This is a genomic window from Aliiruegeria sabulilitoris (genome assembly GCF_001558155.1).
In the GTDB taxonomy this organism is placed as follows: Bacteria; Pseudomonadota; Alphaproteobacteria; order Rhodobacterales; family Rhodobacteraceae; genus Tropicimonas; species Tropicimonas sabulilitoris.
Genome location: NZ_LOAS01000109.1, coordinates 1 through 965 on the forward strand (window position 1 = coordinate 1; position 965 = coordinate 965).

General features: G+C 67.8%; 1 protein-coding gene. It reads left to right on the top strand.

Translation table 11 applies throughout. The features are described from left to right. Nucleotides 1–269 precede the first annotated feature (269 nt). Nucleotides 270–899 (top strand): dihydroxyacetone kinase subunit DhaL, encoded by a 630-nt coding sequence (dhaL, locus tag AX756_RS24770; protein ID WP_068318564.1) that lies wholly within the window; start codon nucleotides 270–272, stop codon nucleotides 897–899. Nucleotides 900–965: the final 66 nt, after the last annotated feature.

Consider the following 965-nt stretch of genomic DNA (forward strand, 5'->3'; position numbering starts at 1 on the left):
TGTCCGCGGCGAGGCGACGGAGATGCTGACGGTGCAGGAAGCCGGCGGCTACCAGATGATCGCCTGCAAGCTCGACGACGAGCTCAAGGCGCTTTGGGATGCGCCCTGCGACACGCCGTATTTCCGCTCGCTCTGAACTCCTCCCTGCCGGCGCGGGATGGTGGAAACGCCCGCCCCGCGCCGGTCCTCCCAAACGCGAAGTGGCCGGTCTCTCCCACCCTCGGGCGGGGGCGGTGCGCCGCGTGCCTCCAGCAGAAAGAAGGGATGGCATGTCAAATCTCACGAAAGCCAGACTGGTCGAAATGCTGCGCAACGCGGCGCAGATCATCGAGGATCAACATGTGGCGCTCTCGCATCTCGACGAGGCGACCGGTGACGGCGATCACGGCGTCACCATCCACCGGACGATGCGGGCGGTCACCGCGGCGCTGGACGAAAGCGCCGATGCGCCGCTGGCCGACCTGCTCAAGCAGATCGCGATGAAGGTGATGATGTGCGATGGCGGCTCGACCAGCCCGCTGCTCGGCTCCTGGTTCCTCGGCCTCGCCGCGGCCGCCGCCGACGACGAGCTGACGCCTGACCAGACCGCGGCGCTCTTCGAGGCGGGGCTGGCCAATTTCCGCAAGACCAGCAAGGCCAGCGTCGGCGACAAGACGATGATGGACGCCTTCGAGCCGGCCACCCAGGCGCTCGTCGCCGAACTGAACGCCTCCGGCGACCAGGCGCAGGCCTTCCAGGCCGCCGCCCGCAAGGCCGCCGAAGGGGCCGAGCTGACAAAGCAATACGTCGCCAGGTTCGGCCGCGCCCGCACCATGGGAGAACGCTCCCTCGGCCACCTCGACCCGGGCGCAAAATCCATCAGCTTCATCTTCGAAGGCTTCGCTCAGGCAAACGCCTAGCCCGCGGCGACCGACACATAACTCCGGCCGAAGCCTTTGAGCCCGGCCGGGTAAGACACCTCCAGA

Bases quoted from the DNA above. Each gene is read 5' to 3' on its own strand.
- dhaL (WP_068318564.1), top strand. From the start codon at position 270: ATGTCAAATCTCACGAAAGCCAGACTGGTCGAAATGCTGCGCAACGCG.